The sequence below is a fragment of the Rheinheimera mesophila genome (assembly GCF_000986865.1).
GTDB lineage: Bacteria > Pseudomonadota > Gammaproteobacteria > Enterobacterales > Alteromonadaceae > Pararheinheimera > Pararheinheimera mesophila.
Genome location: NZ_LAVS01000010.1, coordinates 28,878 through 48,808, shown reverse-complemented (window position 1 = coordinate 48,808; position 19,931 = coordinate 28,878). Strand labels below are relative to the sequence as shown.

16 protein-coding genes are annotated in these 19,931 nt (G+C 47.8%); 6 read left to right on the top strand and 10 right to left on the bottom strand.

The annotated features are described in order from the left end of the window. Positions 1 to 45: 45 nt before the first annotated feature. Positions 46 to 738 (top strand): sensor histidine kinase, encoded by a 693-nt coding sequence (locus SD53_RS05935; protein WP_046519311.1) that lies wholly within the window; start codon positions 46 to 48, stop codon positions 736 to 738. Between the two features lie 105 nt (positions 739 to 843). Continuing rightward, on the top strand, positions 844 to 1,605 hold the full coding sequence (locus SD53_RS05930; RefSeq protein ID WP_046519310.1) for a hypothetical protein: 762 nt from the start codon (positions 844 to 846) through the stop codon (positions 1,603 to 1,605). 241 nt (positions 1,606 to 1,846) lie between these two features. Here the strand turns inward: SD53_RS05930 and topA are convergent, their stop codons facing one another. Then, positions 1,847 to 4,438 carry a type I DNA topoisomerase gene (topA, locus tag SD53_RS05925; RefSeq protein WP_046519309.1) on the bottom strand — a complete coding sequence of 864 codons (2,592 nt, stop codon included), beginning with the start codon at positions 4,436 to 4,438 and terminating at the stop codon, positions 1,847 to 1,849. A 535-nt stretch (positions 4,439 to 4,973) separates the two neighbouring features. Between topA and astB the strand changes: the two genes are divergently transcribed. Further along, positions 4,974 to 6,317: an N-succinylarginine dihydrolase gene (astB, locus tag SD53_RS05920; RefSeq protein ID WP_046519308.1), complete on the top strand. Its 1,344-nt coding sequence runs from the start codon at positions 4,974 to 4,976 to the stop codon at positions 6,315 to 6,317. A gap of 64 nt (positions 6,318 to 6,381) precedes the next feature. Here astB and SD53_RS05915 read toward each other — a convergent pair whose 3' ends face one another. Continuing rightward, positions 6,382 to 8,619: an Ig-like domain-containing protein gene (locus tag SD53_RS05915; protein ID WP_046519307.1), complete on the bottom strand. Its 2,238-nt coding sequence runs from the start codon at positions 8,617 to 8,619 to the stop codon at positions 6,382 to 6,384. 168 nt (positions 8,620 to 8,787) lie between these two features. Here SD53_RS05915 and SD53_RS05910 point away from each other — a divergent pair, with 168 nt between their 5' ends. Then, entirely contained in the window at positions 8,788 to 10,095 is a 1,308-nt protein-coding gene (locus SD53_RS05910) for a dicarboxylate/amino acid:cation symporter (protein ID WP_046519306.1), read from the top strand. Positions 10,096 to 10,194: 99 nt separating this feature from the next. Here SD53_RS05910 and SD53_RS05905 read toward each other — a convergent pair whose 3' ends face one another. The 3 genes from SD53_RS05905 to SD53_RS05895 form a co-directional block, all read right to left on the bottom strand. Continuing rightward, a complete protein-coding gene (locus SD53_RS05905) occupies positions 10,195 to 10,845 on the bottom strand; it encodes a thiopurine S-methyltransferase (protein ID WP_046519305.1) in 651 nt (216 codons plus the stop codon). A gap of 2 nt (positions 10,846 to 10,847) precedes the next feature. Then, positions 10,848 to 11,837 (bottom strand): protease SohB, encoded by a 990-nt coding sequence (sohB, locus tag SD53_RS05900; RefSeq protein ID WP_221621803.1) that lies wholly within the window; start codon positions 11,835 to 11,837, stop codon positions 10,848 to 10,850. Between the two features lie 94 nt (positions 11,838 to 11,931). Next, a complete protein-coding gene (locus SD53_RS05895) occupies positions 11,932 to 14,328 on the bottom strand; it encodes a VolA/Pla-1 family phospholipase (RefSeq protein WP_046519303.1) in 2,397 nt (798 codons plus the stop codon). 220 nt (positions 14,329 to 14,548) lie between these two features. On the opposite strand from SD53_RS05895, the gene SD53_RS05890 reads away from it, so the two are divergent. Then, complete coding sequence (locus tag SD53_RS05890; RefSeq protein ID WP_046519302.1) at positions 14,549 to 15,292, top strand: YciK family oxidoreductase; 744 nt, start codon at positions 14,549 to 14,551, stop codon at positions 15,290 to 15,292. A gap of 65 nt (positions 15,293 to 15,357) precedes the next feature. Here SD53_RS05890 and SD53_RS05885 read toward each other — a convergent pair whose 3' ends face one another. Together SD53_RS05885 and galU are read right to left on the bottom strand one after the other, a co-directional pair. Then, positions 15,358 to 15,885: an H-NS family histone-like protein gene (locus SD53_RS05885; RefSeq protein WP_046519301.1), complete on the bottom strand. Its 528-nt coding sequence runs from the start codon at positions 15,883 to 15,885 to the stop codon at positions 15,358 to 15,360. Positions 15,886 to 16,014: 129 nt separating this feature from the next. After that, the gene (galU, locus tag SD53_RS05880; protein ID WP_082101795.1) at positions 16,015 to 16,917 is read right to left on the bottom strand and encodes a UTP--glucose-1-phosphate uridylyltransferase GalU; all 903 of its coding nucleotides are present in this window, start codon (positions 16,915 to 16,917) and stop codon (positions 16,015 to 16,017) included. A 187-nt stretch (positions 16,918 to 17,104) separates the two neighbouring features. On the opposite strand from galU, the gene can reads away from it, so the two are divergent. Then, the gene (gene can, locus SD53_RS05875) at positions 17,105 to 17,761 is read left to right on the top strand and encodes a carbonate dehydratase (RefSeq protein ID WP_046519300.1); all 657 of its coding nucleotides are present in this window, start codon (positions 17,105 to 17,107) and stop codon (positions 17,759 to 17,761) included. Between the two features lie 6 nt (positions 17,762 to 17,767). Here can and SD53_RS05870 read toward each other — a convergent pair whose 3' ends face one another. From SD53_RS05870 to purU, 3 genes are all read right to left on the bottom strand, one after another. Continuing rightward, on the bottom strand, positions 17,768 to 18,295 hold the full coding sequence (locus SD53_RS05870) for a hypothetical protein (protein ID WP_046519299.1): 528 nt from the start codon (positions 18,293 to 18,295) through the stop codon (positions 17,768 to 17,770). Next, positions 18,292 to 18,777 carry an acyl-CoA thioesterase gene (locus SD53_RS05865; protein WP_046519298.1) on the bottom strand — a complete coding sequence of 162 codons (486 nt, stop codon included), beginning with the start codon at positions 18,775 to 18,777 and terminating at the stop codon, positions 18,292 to 18,294. The genes SD53_RS05870 and SD53_RS05865 overlap by 4 nt, the downstream gene beginning before the upstream one ends. 84 nt (positions 18,778 to 18,861) lie before the next feature. Then, the gene (gene purU, locus SD53_RS05860; protein WP_046519363.1) at positions 18,862 to 19,695 is read right to left on the bottom strand and encodes a formyltetrahydrofolate deformylase; all 834 of its coding nucleotides are present in this window, start codon (positions 19,693 to 19,695) and stop codon (positions 18,862 to 18,864) included. Positions 19,696 to 19,931 lie beyond the last annotated feature (236 nt).

Sequence of the window (19,931 nt, the reverse complement as noted above, 5' to 3'; positions counted from 1 at the left end):
CTGTGTGTGCATCAATGGCGGTACAACGGGAGCATCGGGGACAGTATGTCAGGTTCAGACTCATCCATCGACTTTGCAACAGTGCTGGCATCTGCCGCACATGATATGAAAAACTCATTGTGTCTATTGATCCAGTCGATAGATAACCTGCAACAACAGCAGCAACAACTGGATAGTAATGGCCACGAGGAGTTGTCCCGTATTCACTACGAAGCGAACCGGCTGAATATCAATTTATTACAGTTACTGTCGTTGTACCGTATCGAAAAAAATCAGTTACCCCTTCAAATTGATCAGTATTATATCTGTGATTTATTTGAAGAAATCCTGCTGAAAAATGAAATGTACAGCGCCCAGAAAAATATCCAGGTTGAAATTCAGGCGAGCACTGAGTTGCTTTGGTATTTTGACAGTGACCTGATCAGCAACCTGCTCAATGATATGTTTATCAATGCATTGCGTTATACGAAAAGTAAACTGGTCCTGCGTGCAGAGCAAACCGAACAGGGGTTAGCGATCGAACTGCACGATGATGGTCCGGGCTATCCTGAATTTATGCTGGACAATGCCGATACCCTGATGAAAGATTTAAATTTAGCAGCAGGTCGAACAGGTTTAGGCCTGTTTTTTGCAGGGTTAATAGCCAAAGCGCATAAAAATCATGGTAAAACAGGTTTTATTCGCTTAAACAATGGCGGTTTGTATGGTGGCGCTATGTTCAGCCTGTTTCTGCCCTGATATGACCCGGATATCCTGAGTTAAACACAGCGAAACTTTAAAAACTGCCATACAAACAGTTTTAACAGACAAGTCCCAAACTGTTTTGGGGTCAACGGAGTGTGGATGCTTTTTACCATTATCATTGTACTGGTTGTTGCATTGGTGATTATCGCCGTGATTGTCAACGCCGTGCAGCAACACAAAGAGCGATTGGCAGCGCTCAAACGCGCTGAGTTTTCTAAACTCAGATCACTTCTGGAAGATACAGAAGACATTCTGCTCAATGCAGCCAATGTGCCTATAACCAAAGGCATAGTCCAAATGCTGCTCAAACGTATAGTGGTCACACTCAAAGCCATGCTGGAACTGGAACCCGCCTCAAAAGAGCTGAAAAAACGGATCAGCGAGACGGAGGCCCGGTTAAACGACAGCGCATCTGGCGATATGACAGTTGAAAGTTTGACCATGCCCGATAATGACAAGCAAATTATCAGTATGATCCAGGGCATTAAAAAATTACGCACAATTTTGCGGGCTGAGCATGCTCGCGGCAATATTGATACTCAGACCGTAGTACAGGAAGACAGGCGGCTTGAGATGCTGCAACTGCGAATTAATGTGGAAAGCCAGATCAAACGTGGTAATCAGGCCCGCGCCGGTAACATGTTGGGCTCAGCACGGCAATGTTATGAAAAGGCACTAACGACTTTGTCCAATTGTGCTCATGCAGATGACTACGTGACCACTCGTAAAAGTGAAGTGATGACGATACTTGAAGATATTGCGACTGAACTCAAAGAAGGTAACCTGCGCGACCGGCAGAAAAAAGCCGAGCAAGAGAACAATGATTTGGATGTCTTATTTGCGCCGAAACGTAAGTGGTAACTATCCCGTTCGTGCCTGAAGCTGCCACTTTGTCAACTGTGTGCTCTCGCCCCGGACATATGGAGAAAATATCTACTTGGCATTGTGTGCGCATTTTGCCTCAATCCAATTGCACATAGGACTACGATGCTCCTGGGGTCTCACTCACTGGTCGCTCCCTGTAACTCCACTTACTTTGGGTAGAGTGCTCAGACATTAAAAAAGGCGCCTAAGCGCCTCTTTTAATGCATTGAAATTACTTTTATTTTTCTTTGGTCACGACCCAGCGGCCATGTTCATACCAGGCCGACCAGCCTGTGGCTTTACCGTCTTTTTCCGTCATCACATACTGCTGTTTGGTCTTACGACTCCAGCGGATGATGGCAGGATTTCCGGCGGCATCCGTTGCAGGCGCTTCAGCCAGATAATGAAACTTCGGCATAATCCGATCTTTAAACCGCGCCAGTTCAGACACCAAAGGCGCACGGGTTTCCCTGGATTTAGGGAAAGTAGCTGCAGCGAGGAATAAACCTGCAGCGCCGTCACGCAACACAAAATAAGTGTCTGATTTTTCACATTTAAGCTCAGGCAAATGCACCGGATCTTCTTTCGGCGGCGCCGCCTCGCCATTTTTCAGCAGCTTACGGGTATTTTTACAGGCGTCATTGGTACAGCCAAAATACTTACCAAAACGGCCGGATTTAAGCTGCATATCGCTGCCACACTTTTCACATTCGATCAGCGGACCGTCATAGCCTTTGAGTTTAAATACACCGGATTCAACCAGATAACCGTCACAGCCCGGATTATTACCACAAACGTAAAGCTTACGCTGCTCGTCAATCAGGTAATGATCCATCGCAGTACCGCATTTAGCACAGCGCTTTTTATGACGCAGTACTTCGGTCTCTAATTCGTCATCGTCGGCCACTTCCACCACATCATCGCCTGGCGTCAGGTTCATGGTGGTGGTACAGCGCTCTTTTGGTGGCAGGTTGTAGCCTGAGCAGCCCAAAAACACCCCAGTGGATGCGGTACGAATCCCCATCTGGCGGCCACAAGTCGGACAGGCAATATCGGTCAGCACAAACTGATTGGTGCGCATACCGCCCTGCTCAGGATCAGCTTCTGCTGTTTTTAACTGATGAGAAAAATCGCCGTAGAATTGGTCCAGAACCTTTTTCCACTGCAACTCGCCCTGCGCTATATCATCCAGCCTGACTTCCATATTAGCGGTAAAGTCGTAACTCATTAAATCGCTGAAGTTTTCGACTAAACGGTCTGTGACAATTTCACCCATTTTTTCGGCATAAAAACGGCGGTTGTCTACTTTGACATAACCACGTTCCTGAATAGTTGAAATAATGGCAGCGTAGGTCGAAGGACGGCCAATGCCGCGTTTTTCTAATTCTTTGACTAAACTGGCTTCGCTAAAGCGCGCTGGTGGCTTAGTAAAATGCTGAGCCGGGACTAACTGTTCCAGGGTAAGACTTTCGCCCGGTTTTACATCCGGTAGCTCCAGCTCTTCTTCGTCTTTGCGTTTTTGTGCAGGCTGCACTTTAGTCCAGCCATCAAAACGTAATACCCGGCCTTTGGCTTTTAATTCAAAATCAGCGGCTGTGACCGTAATAGTGGTGACATCGTATTGAGCTGATGGCATCTGACAGGCGACAAACTGACGCCAAATCAGCTCGTATAGCTTACGGGCATCGGCTTCCATGTCCTGCAGGCTGCTGGCTAGCACAAATACATCAGAAGGACGAATGGCTTCGTGTGCTTCCTGGGCATTGGCTTTACTGCCATAACTAAGTGGTTGCTCTGGCAGGTATTTAGCGCCAAAATTCTGTTCAATGTAAGAGCGGCAGGCCGTTAATGCATCGACACTTAAGTTGGTCGAGTCAGTACGCATATAGGTAATGTGACCGGCCTCATACAGACGCTGTGCCAGCATCATGGTTTTTTTCACACCATAACCTAAACGAGTACTGGCAGCCTGCTGTAAGGTTGAGGTGATAAAAGGCGCCTGAGCCTTGCTGCTCGATGGCTTGTCTTCGCGCTCTGTGACTGTGTAACTGGCTTTTTGCAGTAAAGCTACAGCAGCGTCAGTTTGTGCTTTATTTTCAGGTCGAAAGGCTTTTCCGGCCTGTTTAGCCACGTCCAGTTGCAATTTGCTGCCCAGTGTAGTCTGGGTGTCAGCAGCCACAGTCCAGTATTCTTCCGGCACAAAAGCTTTAATCTCGCGCTCACGCTCGACCACCAAACGCACAGCCACAGATTGCACCCGACCTGCCGATAAACCCCGGGCCACTTTTTTCCACAGCAATGGCGAGACCATAAAACCCACCACCCGGTCTAAAAAGCGACGGGCTTGCTGGGCATTGACTCTGTGCTGATTGACTTCACCGGGTTCAACAAAAGCATTTTTAATGGCGTTTTGAGTGATTTCGTTAAACACCACCCGCTTAAACTTCTGATGCTCACCGCCAATAATTTCCTGAAGGTGCCAGGCGATCGCCTCCCCTTCCCGGTCTAAGTCCGTTGCCAGATAAACAGTGTCTGCTTTTTCAGCCAGCGCTTTCAGCTCTTTGACGACTTTTTCTTTGCCGGGCAAAATTTCATAACGGGCCTGCCAGTTGTTGTTCGGATCGATGCCCATACGCTCAACCAAAGCCTGGTACTCTTTTTGCTCTTTACTGAGCTTGGTTTTATCTTCTTTTACTTTATCTTTGCTGCTGCTCGTTGGCAGATCGCGGATATGACCGACGCTGGATTTAACGATAAAGTCATTTCCAAGGTATTTATTAATGGTTTTAGCTTTCGCTGGTGATTCGACTATGACTAGTGATTTCGCCATTTTATGATTGAGATCCCTGACCTTTTAGCGTGCCACAGAGCACTTCTTTTTTAACGTATATCCGTAAACTCAAGTTGTGACAAGAGAATAAGTTCATTATTATGCCAGAAGGTCACAATTTAGTGACTTTTCGCTGAATAAAACAGCGGGCCTTGCATAAAGTAGTCAAAGCGCAGCCAACACTGCTGTGGCTTGAAGTACGCAGGGATACTCCCAAAGTAATTGAAGTTACAGCCAGGCGGCAAGCGAGCGAATCTCCGGGAGCATAGTTCACTTCTGTGACCGGTGCGAGTAGCGCGGCCAACACCGCGGTAGCTTGAAGTACGCAGGGATACTCCCAAAGTAATTGAAGTTACAGCCAGGCGGCAAGCGAGCGAATCTCCGGGAGCATAGTTAGCCTATGTGACCGGTGTGAGTAGCGCTGCCAACACCGCTGTAGCTTGAAGTACGCAGGGGAACATGAAGCAAACAAAAAACGGCCGCAATAACAATAAAAGCAGTGCCCCTTCCCAAAAAATGAAGGAATAAAGCAAAAATGAAGTTCTTTGAAGCAAATTTTGACGGCCTGGTCGGGCCAACGCACAACTATGCCGGATTATCCATCGGTAACGTTGCCTCACTTAATAACGCCAAAAATACCTCCAGCCCAAAACAAGCGGCTAAACAGGGCTTGCAGAAGATGAAGTCTTTGTCTGAGCTGGGTCTGATACAGGGGGTATTGGCTCCACAGGAAAGACCTGATGTCTACACCTTAAGACGTTTAGGTTTTACCGGCACAGACAGCGACGTGATCAGCAAAGCCGCCAAACAAGCACCGGCAGTGCTGAAAGCCGTCTGCTCAGCGTCCAGTATGTGGACAGCGAACGCTGCAACTATTTCACCCAGTGCAGATACAGCAGACGGTAAAATTCACTTTACCCCTGCCAACTTAACCAATAAGTTTCACCGCTCATTGGAACCTTTGACCACAGGTCGTATCCTTAAGGCGATGTTCAGTGATGAAAAGTATTTTGCGCATCACCAGCATTTGCCGGATAACGACCACTTTGGCGACGAAGGTGCCGCCAATCATACCCGTTTGTGCAGCGATTATGGTCAGGCTGGTGTAGAGCTGTTTGTATACGGCCGTTATGCCTTTGATGCGTCTAAGCCGGCACCTAAACGCTTCCCGGCCCGGCATACGCTGGAAGCCTGTGAAGCGGTGGCCCGTTTGCATGGTTTGTCTGAACATGGTGCTGTGATGATGCAGCAAAACCCGGATGTGATAGACCAGGGTGTATTTCACAATGACGTGATTGCTGTCGGAAACCAAAACGTGCTGTTTTTCCATGAACAGGCTTTTGTGGATACTCAGGCTAAACTGGATGAAATTCGTCGTAAGTTTGGTACTGCTGCGGACTTGCACTTTATTGAAGTAAAAAGCTCTGAAGTGTCAGTGGCCGAGGCTGTAAAAACCTATCTGTTTAACACCCAACTGGTGACCTTAGCCAATGGCGACATGGCGATTATTGCACCGACCGAGTGTCGGGACAGCGATACGGTATCAGCTTATCTGGAACAACTGACAGGACGGGGCACCCCCATTCGGCAGGTGCATTATTTTGATGTTAAACAAAGTATGCAAAATGGCGGTGGCCCAGCCTGTTTGCGCCTGCGCGTGGCAATGAGCGAAGCTGAACATCAGGCCGTCAATCCTGCAGTTCTGATGAACGACAGCTTATTTGTCCGGTTAAATCAGTGGGTGGACAAACATTACCGCGACCAGATCTGTGAAGATGATTTAGCCGACCCACAGTTGCTGATTGAAAGCCGCCAGGCTCTTGATGAACTGACTCAAATCTTAAAATTAGGGTCGGTGTATCAGTTCCAGCGTAACTAAACTCGTGTGTAACAGCAAAAAGGCGGATTGAATTCCGCCTTTTTATTTAGCTCATTTTTACAGGCTACAGCGTGTCAGAACAAGAAGTGCCCTCGCCGTAAGGATTTCTGGCTGGCCCTGATGTCTCATCAGCCACATAAGCGCCTGAAACTATGGTTCTAAATTCCTGGCTGACTACATTCTCAGAACCATCAGCAAATCCTGATACGGTTAACAAGACCGTGGTCCAGGGGGCTATATCTCGCGGATAAGTTAAATCAAAGGTCGCTATACCGTTTTCGTCGGCCTGCACCGTCCGTGGCACAGAGGCGACATTGCCCGGAGTTAACTGGCCATCACCGTTGGTATCTTCGCCCGGGTCCATCAGGCCATTGTTATTCAGATCCTCACTGATACAGGCTTCAATTCCGGGGCTGGCAGGATTGCTGTCAGCTAATGTCACAACGGCATCCCAGTATTCAAAATCAATCAAATCCGGGACTGGCTGCCACACCCCTTTATTGTAACTGACAGGCAAGACAGAGACATTCAGATCCTGCCCTGCCACCGGATTACCTGAAGAGTCTGTGACCAGCACCGCGAACTCTTTACTGAACAATGATGCGGATGGCTCCTGTATGTTGTTGCCTGTGCCGAAGCGGAAAAATAAAGTGCGTTTGCCAACAGAAACAGCAGCAGTGCTGCTGATAACAGGAGCTGAATTCAGCACTGTCGCCTGTATATTCAAATTAGCCCCTGTAGCTGCTCCTGTCGTACTGTCTGCCGTCAATACGGTACTGGCCAGTCCCTGTGAATCAGTCACTGCAGTGGCAGGATTAATTTGTCCTCCGGCCGCACCATTGAGTGTGAAGGCGACAGAGCGATTTTTCACCGGATTGTTGTTCTGATCGCGTACCACAGCACGAACCACACTCTGCTCTCCCGGCCCTAATTGCGCCGGGAAAGCCTGAACCTCGACCTTGTTGGGCATGGTAGCAATAAATTCAATTCGAGTTTGGGTGGTCAACAAATCTGTAGCGCCGGGACGAACTTCAGTAGCCGCTATATTGGCAAAACCGGCAAAATCAGAGGTGACCAAGACAGTGGCTGCGCCCTGTGCATTGGTGGTTTGATCAACTGAGACCTGAGTCAAATTTCCACTCAACACACCCACAGTGCCTCGGGTCGTGGTGAAGTTCAGCACTTTATTCGCGTTAGGTAAATTATTGACCAGCCACTCTAGTGTCAGGGACTGCTCAGAACCTAATGGAACTTCCACTGCTTCAGTCGTTAGAAAACGGAACTGGTCTGGCTGAATTTGAATAGTTGCAGTGGCGCTGGCGCCCAGGCCCGTAACACGAATTTCATCTGTACCTCCTGTCACAGCTTTATAGAGAAAGGTTATTCTGCCGCTGTTTCCGGCTGTTACCAGAGAAGTGCTGGTGATCGGATTATTTAACGAGGAGCTGACAGTTAGGCTTTGTCCCTCAATACCTTTGCCATCAAAGTCGGTTAGATCCGCTGTGATCGCCACTTCATCGTTTAACACCATAGAGCCAGGCGCACTGATGAAGAGTGACGTACCCACCACACTGATATCCAACGTCGCTATGTTGTCACCGACAGACGCCGTCACAGTGATAGTGCGCAGCGAGGGATCTACACTACTGGATAAGCTTGCTTTAGCAACACCATCAGCTTCGGTCATTGCACTTAGCACCTGCAATTCTCCAGAGCTGGCACTGAACTGCACAGCAACACCGGGCTGTACTATGTTATTGGTATCCAGCACTAAGGCAGATAATGCCACTTGTGCCGTTTCTCCTGAGCCTAACTGCAGGTTGTCCGCGATCAGGCGCAGCGACCCGACAGGCTTTTCGGGTTCTACATCATCTGCATCACCTGCCGAAACAAAGCTGATCGTTGCAGTTTGGCCCCCGGTCAGCGCCGCCGTGATGGTACCCGCGCCACTTTTGGTGCCCACACGCACCCCCAGAGTTGCCACACCATTGGTGTTGGTCTGAGCTGTGCCTGCATCATTGTTAAAACCCGCCAAGAGCTCGTCATTCAGACTGAAGGTTACCAATTGTCCGGCCATAGAACGACCGGTGGAGGAGGATAAAGTCGCAGTTAAGGTTAAGCCTTGTGCTTTACTGAGCTCAGACGAGGCTGCACCTGAGGCATTCGTTAACGCCAGGCTGATATTGATCACTTCAGCAGTTCCGCCACCACCGCCATCATCGCTGATGGTACCGCCACCGCCGCCACATGCACTGATCAAGGCTAAAACCGTACAGATCAGGTACCAGCGAATTTTCTGCATCTGGATTCTCCCTTCGATGCGCTAACTTATTGTAATTATTCTAGCTTAGTCCAAGCCTGCACAACGGGCTAAGCCAAGACGTAAAATAATTCAGTCCATTGCAGTTTTTCTTTTGACTCACAAACTGGTAGGCTAAGCGGCATTTTTCGGGCAAACAAAAGATAAAAAATGACTGCAAAAAAGAAATTAGGTCTGACTCCACGTATTCTGATCGGCATGGCACTGGGTATTCTGGTCGGTGCATTGTTTAAATTGCTGTTGGCTGGCGAAGCCGAACGCACCTTAAGTTTGTTTGGTGCAGAACTGGGCCTGCGGGCATTTTTTGTCGACGGTATATTTCATGTCGGCGGACAAATTTTTGTTGCCAGTTTAAAAATGCTGGTTGTGCCTTTGGTTTTTGTTTCGCTAGTCTGCGGCACCAGCTCGTTAAGTGACCCAAACACGCTGGGACGTTTGGGGGCCAAAGCCATGGGTTTATTTACCTTAACCACAGCGATAGCCATAGCGCTGGCTATTTTCTTTGCGGTTTTAGTGTCGCCGGGGGCTGGCGTCAATATGGTGGCAGATTCAAGCTTCCAGACCGGAACAGCACCTTCTATTGCCGAAGTATTTATCAACATGTTCCCAAGTAATCCGGTTGATGCTATGGCCAAAGGCGAAATGCTGCAAATCATAGTGTTTTCTGTATTATTCGGCCTCGCTATTGCCATGAGTGGTGAAGCCGGAATGCGGGTACGCAATTTATTCAATGATTTAAATGAAGTGGTGATGAAGCTGGTTGGCTTTATGATGGCTTTGGCCCCTTATGGGGTATTTTTCCTGATGGCGAAGTTATTCACTACCCTGGATATGAAAGATATGGGCAGCCTGGTCTGGTATTTTGCCACTGTGTTGTTTGTTTTAGTGTTCCACGGTTTTGTGGTTTATGGCACCTTCTTAAAAGTCTTTGGCCGCTTAAGCCCTTTGATGTTTTTCCGCAAAATGAAAGATGCAGCTTTGTTTGCATTCAGTACGTCAAGCAGCAATGCCACGCTAGCTGTCAATATGGAAACCACCACCAAAAAACTCGGAGTCAGCAACAATATCGCTTCCTTCACTATCCCTTTAGGCGCCACCATCAATATGGATGGAACCGCTATTATGCAGGGTGTGGCTACTGTTTTTATTGCTCAGGTGTTTCAGATTGAGTTAACTACTATGGATTACCTGATGGTGATCCTGACGGCGACATTAGCGTCGATAGGCACGGCTGGCGTGCCGGGTGTGGGTTTAATCATGCTGGCGATGGTATTGCAACAGGTGGGTTTACCTGTCGAAGGTATCGCACTGATCATAGGTGTCGACCGTTTATTAGATATGACCCGAACCGCGGTGAATATCTCGGGGGATGCCATGGTCTCTTGTCTGGTTGCCAAAAGCGAAAATCAGTTTGATGAAGCTTGTTTTAACAATCCGGACGCGGGTAGAAACAGTTAATAAAGCAAATCGTCGCAATAACGTTCCCGACAGTTGCGACATATCCTTCCTCCATGGACTTAAAACGCCGCTTGATGCGGCGTTTTTTATCGTCTTCGCTCACCAACAGATCCAATATGCCTTCTCAATCAGATAACTGACATTAAACTGGCGCTGCGCAAAAGCTCGTCCGGTCAGATTTCGGATCGCCAGCAGCTCAACAGAGGCCGCGAAATCAAACAACTGTCTGACTTCACACTCTGTCACCGAAAACGGCGGGCCAGACATTTGCTGGTGTGGATACTCTAAGCTGAGCAATAACAAGGAAACAGGTCCAGGGCATAGACGTTTTAATTGATTTACATAGTCAATGCGCATGGGCAAAGGTAAAGCGATCAACGCAGCCCTGTCATAAATCAGCCCTATATCACCTAGTTGCTCTGGTTTCAGGTCAAAATAGTCGCCTTGCCAAATATCCACAGCGGGATGACTAAACCTCTGGTGCTGGCCTTGTGTTGTGACTACAAATGACTGAGTTTGCTCCTGATAAAACTGCTGACACGCCAGTTCGGCAAGCTCTGCCCCTAACACCTTGCCGTGCTGAGACAACCACCACAGGTCCAGACTTTTACCAGATAAAGGCGCAAAAATGGCGCCTGACGGTTGCCAGTTCAGTTGGGAGAATACAACTGGCAGCAGCGGATGAATGTCCTGTTGATGAAAACCAATACGTTGTTGCTGCCAGCACTGGAGCCAGAATTCAGATTGCATAGCTAACGCCAGAAACTCAGGTTAGATAAGGTGTTCAAACTGCTGGTGAAGGCTGTACTGGCCGCTAACCCCACTTTCTCTGCCAGCTTACGTTTGATCTGATACTTTACCTGCACAACTTTTTTGCAGCGAAATTGCTGCACTAAATAATCGTCACTGGTTTGCAACTGATCCACCAGCTTTAATTCCAGCGCCTGATAACCAAACCAGTGCTCACCTGTTGCCACTTGATCGATGTGCAGCGCAGGTCTGTGTTTATGCACAAAATTTTTAAACAGGACATGAGTCTGTTCCAGCTCCTGTTGGAATTTTTCACGGCCTTTGTCGGTATTTTCTGCAAACACAGTCACAGTACGTTTAAATTCACCTGCCGTGAATTGTTCAACGTCTATATGGTTTTTCTTTAACAATTTATGGAAGTTCGGCAACTGAGCAACTACGCCTATAGAACCCAGGATAGCAAAAGGTGCAGCTATAATCCGGTCGGCAATACAGGCCATCATGTAACCGCCACTGGCAGCGACTTTATCGACAGCTACAGTCAGATGAATGTTTTGCTGCTTAATTCTGTCAAGTTGCGAGGCCGCCAAACCATAGCCATGCACTACCCCACCCGGGCTCTCCAGCCGGATCAGTACTTCATCTATCGCTGTCGCGACAGCCAGCACAGCGGTGACTTCTTCCCGTAAAGCTTCGACTTCATGGGCATCCATGCTGCCATTAAAATCCAGTACAAAAAGCCGCTGTTTTGGCTCGTCCTGCTGTTTTTGCTGTTTAGACCAGGCTTTATAAGCTTTTTTATCCAATAGCTGTTGCTGTAAATCATCCGTCAGAGTGCGGTAGTCTTCTGACAACTCGTTAAATTCCAGTTCGCCTTTTTTTGCCTTGTGTTTTGCTGACACGATCAGAACAATAATCACCGCAATGGCAACCACCACAGTGGCGGTTTTGGCTAGAAATAACCCATACTGATATAAAAATTCCACGTCCAGTCCTTTTCAAGAAAAACTGCAGGCATTGTAGCTTGATGCCATCAGGAAAAAAAAGCCCGGCATCAGAGCCGGGCTTTTGCAATTCTGCTGAACTTTAGTTCGCCGGAGCCATGACAGCGCCGTTTGTCACAACCACACCAGCACCACGGCTGATAAAGAAGCTGACACTCTGCCCCTGCATTTCAGCAGTGGCCGCCGCGCTTGCTGTAGGGCTCAGAATTGAACTGTGGCCACCGGCAATAAAGCGGCTTAATGCGGTACCAGTAACAGGATAAGTACCAGCAACGTTATTTACCGCTGATGCACCCAATAAGGCGGCTAACGGTTCAGTACCAGCCAGAGGCATACCAGCAGCACGGTTTGGGATCACCTGGTCCGGTAATTGCTCAGCCTGATCGCCTACGACTTCAATCATATAGGTTGGAGTTTCAGACGCCACCAGCATAGATGCGTAGTTATTAGGGTCACCGGCATCCGTCACTGTTTGTGCCGCAAACGCAAAAGATGCAAAAGACGCATTCAACGCGGCCAGAGCGGCCGGGTTAGAGGCTGCCAGAGCTTCAACAAAAGAGTTAAAACAAGCGGCGTAAGGCGCACTTTGACCCGTACCACAGCTATTTGTTGTCGCAAACTCGGTGTAAGCCGCTGCAGTAGTACCACCAGCACCTAACAGTACGCTGGCTTTAATGGTAGGACCAAAAGAAGCGGACTCAAGCAGGAAGTTAGCCACAGCGCCACCAGGCATAGCCAGGGTAGCAGACTGAATTTTATACAAGGCATCCAGTTGGGCATTGCCCGTGGTGCTGTTCGCTAAAGCCACCATTGCAGTACCAGAAATCGCACCTAAAGAATGGCCTAAGAACTGGACATCTTGAGCATTAAGCAATCCGGCCTGATTGGTAAAGTTCAGACCTAAACGCAAGCCCAGCATATCGGCGATACTTTGCCGTAAGTTGTCGCGGGTTACCAATAAGTTGGACAGGTTCATGTAGACAGTTGCATTGCCGTTACTGGCGTTTAACGCACCAAAACCACGGCTACCGTGTAATGGGTGGTCAATCGCAATGGTGGCAAAACCACGGGCAGACAATGCGCCTGTGATAGCTAACATATCTTCTTTCTTCGAGGTAATACCATGTTGCAGTATCACCACAGGCCAGCCTGCTGCAGGTTTGACTAAACCTAAAGCGGCACCACGCACTTCATCAGGTACTGTCACCTGTACAGCCAGGGTCTGAGTGCTGTTTACTTTAGGAATGACGTTAAACTTGGTCAGGTGACGTTGTTTATCTAAACCAAAGTCACGTAAAGCGCCATTGGACGCTGCTTTACAAAATGCATCATTACCCGCCTGTACAGGATCGGTAATAGCAGCTTCGAGCGCGGTTTTTTGCGCATCAGTTAAAGAGGCAATAATAGCCCCTGAGTCACAACGTGCTGTCCAGCGCGTGGTTAACGGCGCGGTTGGATTGGCAGGCGTTGCAGCACCAAGATAGTAAGGCAGGTTGATAGTACCAGTGTAGAGTTTGGCTAGTTTAAAAATAAAACGTGGATCGGCCAGGCTGTCAGCTACTGTTTGACCCGGGAATAATACATCGGACACCACAGCACCAGTATTGGTTAACTGCACTGAAGGTGGAGTATTGTTATTTAACGCGCTTGGTGCCATTAACTGTTTGATCGTTGCAAACACCGGAGCTGTTGACTGAGTGGTAATAGCTGCAGTGTAAATAATATCGTCTTTATTGATAGACTCTGCAGACACTGCATTTTCAAAACTATTGATCACGCCTTGTAATGCTAACTGAGCAGCGGTGCCCAACGGTTTAGTGGTGATGTCTTGTTTCACCAGCTCGTAGGTTGTCGAAGGAGCAACAGAGCGGCCTTCACTGTCTTTTAAATTATTAGTAAACACCAGAATATAGGTAGTCGCTGGTTTTAGTGGCTTTAACGGGATCACCGCAATGTTATTGCCACTGGCACGGGTTATATAGTCCTCACCAAAGGTCAGACTGCCGACCGCTTTACAGGCCGCACCACGGGGAACTGCACGGCAATCTGCGTCAGAGGATGCCGGGTCACCCATCAGGGTTTCAACCAAATAGACAGAACCTGCCTGTTGCACACTGCCCGCATCTAAGGTGACGCCAGAGCTCAGGTTCAGCGCTATAGTAAATGGGTTTTGAGTAGACCAGCCGTCTAATGCACCTAGGGCTGTGGACGGGTCTGCATAATTTGGTGCATCAAGGTGAGCACCTGCTGCATCTTTTTCACCCGGCATAAACAAAGTACCGTCTGTAGTACCTTGCAGTAATAAATCGTTAGGTGGTGATAACACACCGTTGGCAGGGTCATACACCACACGTGATAAAGGGATCTGAACCTCACCACCTGTTTGGGTATCGTCTTTAATTTCGTCCAGTGATTCGCCACCGCAACCGGCTAAACCTAATGCACTGGCAACAGCAAAGCTAAGCAAAAGCTTGTTCATATCTTCTCCCCGTGTCCTGTATTTTTCTTATTCTGCCCCGATAGTTACCTAAAGAGGTCATTCGTTTTTGTGATGTTAGCTTTTAACAGCTACGACCAGTTAAACTTAACCCAATCAGAAAAAATTCGCTAGCTCAAAATCAAGCTTGTTGAAGAAAGGTGCAAAATTAATACAGAGCAGGTATGCTGCCGCCGTTTTTAAACGGCTGGGACCCCTATTTATGTTCAATTATCAAGCAGCCCCTCAGGCATTGGCAGAGAAAGTTATTTTAGTGACAGGCGCCGGTGACGGCATAGGTAAAGCGGCAGCACTTTGTTACGCCCGACACGGCGCTACAGTGATTTTATTGGGTAAGACGACCGCTAAACTGACCGCAGTCTACGATGAAATAGTCGCAGCAGGCTGGCCTGAACCCGCTATTGTGCCACTGGACTTAAAAGGAGCTACTGCCAGGCACTATCAGGATATGGCCGCCACTATTAAAGCTGAGTTTGGCAAGCTCGATGGTGTGCTGCACAACGCAGGTATGCTTGGCGTCTTGAGTCCGTTTGAACATCTGGATTTGCCTACCTGGCAGGATATCCTTCAGGTCAATGTCACGGCAGCCATGCTGATGAGTCAGGCGTTGGTGCCGGTATTAAAGCTGGCGCCCCAGGCTTCTATTGTATTTACGTCCTCGGGTGTCGGTCGTCAGGGCAGAGCCTACTGGGGAGGTTATGCCGTATCTAAATTTGCGACCGAGGGCTTGATGCAGGTAATGGCCGCAGAATACGAAGGGACCTCGCTGCGGGTCAATGCGATTAATCCCGGAGCGACCCGCACTAAAATGCGTAGTAAAGCGTACCCTGGCGAAGATCAGCTGAGTTTACCGACCGCAGAGCAAATCATGCCGCTGTATCTGTATTTAATGAGTGATGACAGCAAAGCCGTGAACGGCCAGTCGCTGGATGCACAGCAAAAATAACGGCTACAAAAAGAAAAAACCGCCATTTCCTAGCTGAAACTGGCGGTTTTTTTGTTCAGAGACTATTACTTCTTCGACAGGATCTCTTCGCCATGGGCCTGAGCATAAGCGTTCCACACGTCCACTTTGCTATTAAAGTTTTCTATGGCCTGAGCACCAGCTTCTGCCAATAATGCTTCAATGTCCTTGCTGTATTTGGCATCCACTTTATGAAATGGCACCACTTTAATACCACGGTCTACTAAAGACTTTTTCATCGTATGCGTTTTCAGTAAGTGTAATTTACCTGCATCCACATAAAAAAACTGGCTTTCTTTATTGATGGTTTTAAATTTAGGTTTAACCGGACGTTTGCCTTTTGATTCTGAATCATCATCATGGCTGACGACTACATCAGCATTCAGTTGATAACCCAACTGCTCCAGTGTAAAGCCCTGGGCTTTGGCTAGTGCACGGATTTGAGATAATACTTCTGTTTCTTTTTGTCGTTCAGCCAATACTGCATTTAAGATCTCAATCACTTCATGTAACTTTACGGTAGTGATTTCTTTTGCGGCTTTTTTCAGTTCTTTTTTATCAAGTAACAATGACATGAAAATCTCCCGTGGATATATACTACACCTGATACTACAGAATCATTTCTACAAATTAAAGAGCAAATATAATCTTATTTAATCAACAAAATAATATGCCCTGTCAAAAAGGCCGCTATTGCCCCCTGATCAGTCTTTTAACAGGCTTAAATTTTTCAGATAGTTACGAAACTCGTCTGCTAGCTTTTTATCCTGAAGTGCATATTCCACTACAGCTTTAAGATAACCAATCTTACTACCACAGTCATGTGACTTGCCTTGTAAATGATAAGCTTCTATCTGTTCTATTAATAATAAATGATGTAAAGCATCGGTCAGTTGAATTTCACCACCCGCGCCCGGAGCTGTATGACGTAATAAATCCCATACTTTGGCAGACAATACATAACGTCCGGTAATAGCCAGATTCGAAGGTGCATCTTCAATTTCCGGCTTTTCAACCATGGTACGAATTAAAGCGGATTGGCCCTGCACTAAAGTTTCGCCTGATATATCCACTATGCCGTATTTATTGACGTCAAGCGCTGGTACGGGCTCAACCATGATCTGGCTGGCGCCCGTTGTTTCAAAACGCTGGATCATGGCTTTTAAATTATGAATACGTGCGTCTGCGTGATATTTATCAATTAACACATCTGGCAAAATCACCGCAAAAGGTTCATTGCCAACCACAGGAGCTGCGCATAACACCGCATGCCCCAGGCCTAAAGCCACTGGCTGACGCACAGAAATAACGGTGACATTTTTTGGGTTGATAGACCTGACATCGTCCAATAAAGAACGTTTTACCCTCTTCTCTAACTGGTTTTCTAATTCAAAGCTGGTATCAAAGTGGTTCTCTATCGAGTTTTTACTGGAATGGGTCACCAGCACTATCTCTGTGATGCCCGCTGCAGCCGCCTCTTCCACCACGTACTGGATTAACGGCTTGTCCACTACAGGTAACATCTCTTTTGGGATAGCTTTGGTTGCTGGCAACATTCGGGTGCCTAAACCTGCCACTGGGATCACTGCTTTTTTTAACTTCACCATCGACTATGGTTCCTTCAGAAAAATCTTAACTTATTGTTCTATCATACCTTGAGCCTCAGTAAGCAGCCACACAGATTTACCGCTACTGAATGTGTTGGTTGGGCTAGCTGGTCACGCTATGGCTGGTCGGTGTTCCCACCACACTCAGATCTGTTATCGTAGCGGCAGTTTTTTATAAGGTGATTCAATGCGTTCTATCAAACACTTATTTGCCAATAACAGGGCATGGGCTGAGCGGGTTGAGCAGGAAGCTCCGGGCTTTTTTAAGCAACTCTCAGAGCAGCAGGCTCCGGAGTACTTATGGATAGGCTGCTCTGACAGCAGGGTTCCGGCCAATGAAATAGTCGGCTTATTGCCGGGTGAACTGTTTGTTCACCGCAATGTGGCTAATATGGTGTTGCACTCTGACATCAATTGTTTGTCCGTGTTGCAATACGCCATCGATATTCTGAAAATTAAACATATTATTGTCTGCGGTCATTATGGCTGTGGCGGCGTGGCTGCTGCGATGAACAAACAACGCATTGGATTTGTCGATAACTGGCTGCGCAATATCAAAGATGTTTATGCGCTGCACAGAGCAGAGCTGGACAGCTTCGAGGACGACGGCCAACGTGTCAACCGTTTGTGTGAGCTGAACGTGATGGAACAGGTGCGTAATGTCTGTCACACCAGTTTCGTGCAGGATGCCTGGGAGCGGGGCCAGCAGTTGACGGTACACGGCTGGGTATACAGTCTGCGTAACGGTCACATTAAAGATTTACGAGTCAGTCACTCCAGTGCCACTCAGATTGACGATATCTATGCACTGGAGCCGGTAGAAGATTTTATCAGTGAGAAGTAGTCGCGCTTAGCGAAACTTTACTTCGGTCCGGGGCACTCGTTTATAGCTGGCGCTGTGTCCTTTTACCCATTTTCCATGTTGCAAATACTCGGAACTGATCTGAAGTCTGCCTGTTGGGTCCAGTACTGAATGCGAGCGCACTTGCGTAATGCCTTGTGCATTGTTTTCGACGTTTTCCAGGGCTTCGATACTTTTTGTTTCAGGATTGTAGGTCATAGTGCCATGGGTATAAAAACCTGCGGTGGTAAAATAGTAGTACGCAATTTTTTTCTGCTTTTGATCCCAGAAAATCATGGTCTCACCACCATAGTCACCGTCATTCACAGAGTGTAGGGTTTTAATCGCCTGACCATTTAACGCCCGGCTCCAGACTGACCTGTCGATCATTTTTTTCTCTTTACCCGGCTCTGTTAAATCGCCCTCCCAGTGGCTATCTAAAAAAGGCCGGAACATCTCCAGTTCCGGATGCAATGCAGGCGGTGACGCAACAGAGGCAAAACTAAGAAACAGAGTGAGGAAACAGACTAATTTCATTGGCTATTCTCCTGGTAATAATTCAGCATATCCTGCTCAACTTCCTGCGAAAACGCTTTGGTTTTCATCGCATACTGTTGCAAAAATTCATCTTCTGCGGTCTGAGGATGCCAGGCGGGCACTGCTGCGGTATTGCCTTGTGCATCCAACGCCACAAAACTGATAATGCAGTGATTGGTTTCCAGCATCTCATCGCCTTTAGTATCGCCTGAGCGCACCTGCACCAGCACATGCATACTGCTGGTGCCGGTGTAGACGATACGGGCTATCAATTCCACCTGATGCCCGACCAGAATAGGTCGACGAAAACGTATAGTCCCGACAGAGACAGTGACACAATACAAACCGCTCCACCCCGCGGCGCAGGCATATGCCACTTGGTCAATCCATTTCATCACCATCCCACCATGCACTTTACCGCCGAAGTTGACATGGGTGGGTTCAGCTAAAAAGCGGAATTCGACTGTCCTTTTACCCGACATAACATCTTATCCTTGTTGTTTTTTACATCAGCATAGTTTGTTTTTCGAAAAAAAACGAACCAAGACACTGATATCAATCATTTTTTATAGGATCACTGTTTTATTGCCATGTACAAAAACCCGGTCTTCCAGCACCAGTTGCAAGGCTTTACTCAACACGTTTTTTTCCACATCCCGACCGGCTTTTACCATATCCATAGCGCTGTAGGTATGATCCACTGGCGTTACCATCTGCTTGATAATTGGGCCTTCATCCAGATCGTCCGTGACAAAATGGGCGGTTGCCCCAATAATTTTCACCCCTCTTTTATGCGCCTGATGATAGGGATTGGCCCCAATAAAAGCCGGTAAAAAGCTATGGTGAATATTGATGATGCGCTCTTTGTAATGCGCAACAAAAGCCGGACTTAATACCCGCATAAACTTGGCCAGCACTAAATAATCTGCCTGATAAGGGTCTATCACCTGCCGAAGCGCCGCTTCATGCTGCTCGCGACTTAGATTCAGGTGACTGACCAAGTGGTAGGGAATGTCGAATTTTTCCGCCAGACTTTGCAGATCAGGATGGTTACCCACCACAGCCGCTATATCCAGTTTTAACGAGCCGTCATAAACTTTCATTAAAATATCACCGAGGCAATGCGCCTCTTTGGTCACCAGGATCACCACTTTTTTTCGCCCAGCCGCGACCAATTGCCGGCTGCTCCCCTGAGGTAAAGCCCGGTCTAAATCCAACATCAGCGTGCTATCGTTGAAAATCCCCTCCAACTGGGTCCGCATAAAAAACTGGCCTGAGTCCGGATCAACATATTCCGTATTGCGGATAATGTTGAGCTGATGCTTGTAGCAAATATTGGTGATCTGGGCTATCAAACCTTTTGAATCCGGGCATTCAATTAATAAAACTTTCTTTTCCATCATACGCTCTCGTCAGACTCTTACAAACACACAGCAAAGCTGCTGCAAACACCATACAATGACCCGAAGCTGCAGCGACAGCCAGCCAGGCACCACACAGTTAGCCTGTGGCGGAGCACAATGGCGCAGTCAACCAGGCAGCAACTGCCGGTACAAGGCTTAGAACATGGATTTAGGTGGTTTGGTTGGTACTCACTGGCGATTGCAATCGCTCTTTGTGGTGTGCCGCTGAGTTG

What these genes read in the sequence shown, in the direction of transcription:
- SD53_RS05865 (WP_046519298.1), bottom strand. Translation starts at nt 18,777, where the DNA reads ATGTCGGGTAAAAGGACAGTCGAATTCCGCTTTTTAGCTGAACCCACC.
- SD53_RS05885 (WP_046519301.1), bottom strand. Translation starts at nt 15,885, where the DNA reads ATGTCATTGTTACTTGATAAAAAAGAACTGAAAAAAGCCGCAAAAGAA.
- SD53_RS05890 (WP_046519302.1), top strand. Translation starts at nt 14,549, where the DNA reads ATGTTCAATTATCAAGCAGCCCCTCAGGCATTGGCAGAGAAAGTTATT.
- SD53_RS05915 (WP_046519307.1), bottom strand. Translation starts at nt 8,619, where the DNA reads ATGCAGAAAATTCGCTGGTACCTGATCTGTACGGTTTTAGCCTTGATC.
- SD53_RS05870 (WP_046519299.1), bottom strand. Translation starts at nt 18,295, where the DNA reads ATGAAATTAGTCTGTTTCCTCACTCTGTTTCTTAGTTTTGCCTCTGTT.
- SD53_RS05930 (WP_046519310.1), top strand. Translation starts at nt 844, where the DNA reads ATGCTTTTTACCATTATCATTGTACTGGTTGTTGCATTGGTGATTATC.
- galU (WP_082101795.1), bottom strand. Translation starts at nt 16,917, where the DNA reads ATGGTGAAGTTAAAAAAAGCAGTGATCCCAGTGGCAGGTTTAGGCACC.
- SD53_RS05910 (WP_046519306.1), top strand. Translation starts at nt 8,788, where the DNA reads ATGACTGCAAAAAAGAAATTAGGTCTGACTCCACGTATTCTGATCGGC.
- SD53_RS05895 (WP_046519303.1), bottom strand. Translation starts at nt 14,328, where the DNA reads ATGAACAAGCTTTTGCTTAGCTTTGCTGTTGCCAGTGCATTAGGTTTA.
- topA (WP_046519309.1), bottom strand. Translation starts at nt 4,438, where the DNA reads ATGGCGAAATCACTAGTCATAGTCGAATCACCAGCGAAAGCTAAAACC.
- purU (WP_046519363.1), bottom strand. Translation starts at nt 19,695, where the DNA reads ATGGAAAAGAAAGTTTTATTAATTGAATGCCCGGATTCAAAAGGTTTG.
- can (WP_046519300.1), top strand. Translation starts at nt 17,105, where the DNA reads ATGCGTTCTATCAAACACTTATTTGCCAATAACAGGGCATGGGCTGAG.
- SD53_RS05905 (WP_046519305.1), bottom strand. Translation starts at nt 10,845, where the DNA reads ATGCAATCTGAATTCTGGCTCCAGTGCTGGCAGCAACAACGTATTGGT.
- SD53_RS05935 (WP_046519311.1), top strand. Translation starts at nt 46, where the DNA reads ATGTCAGGTTCAGACTCATCCATCGACTTTGCAACAGTGCTGGCATCT.
- astB (WP_046519308.1), top strand. Translation starts at nt 4,974, where the DNA reads ATGAAGTTCTTTGAAGCAAATTTTGACGGCCTGGTCGGGCCAACGCAC.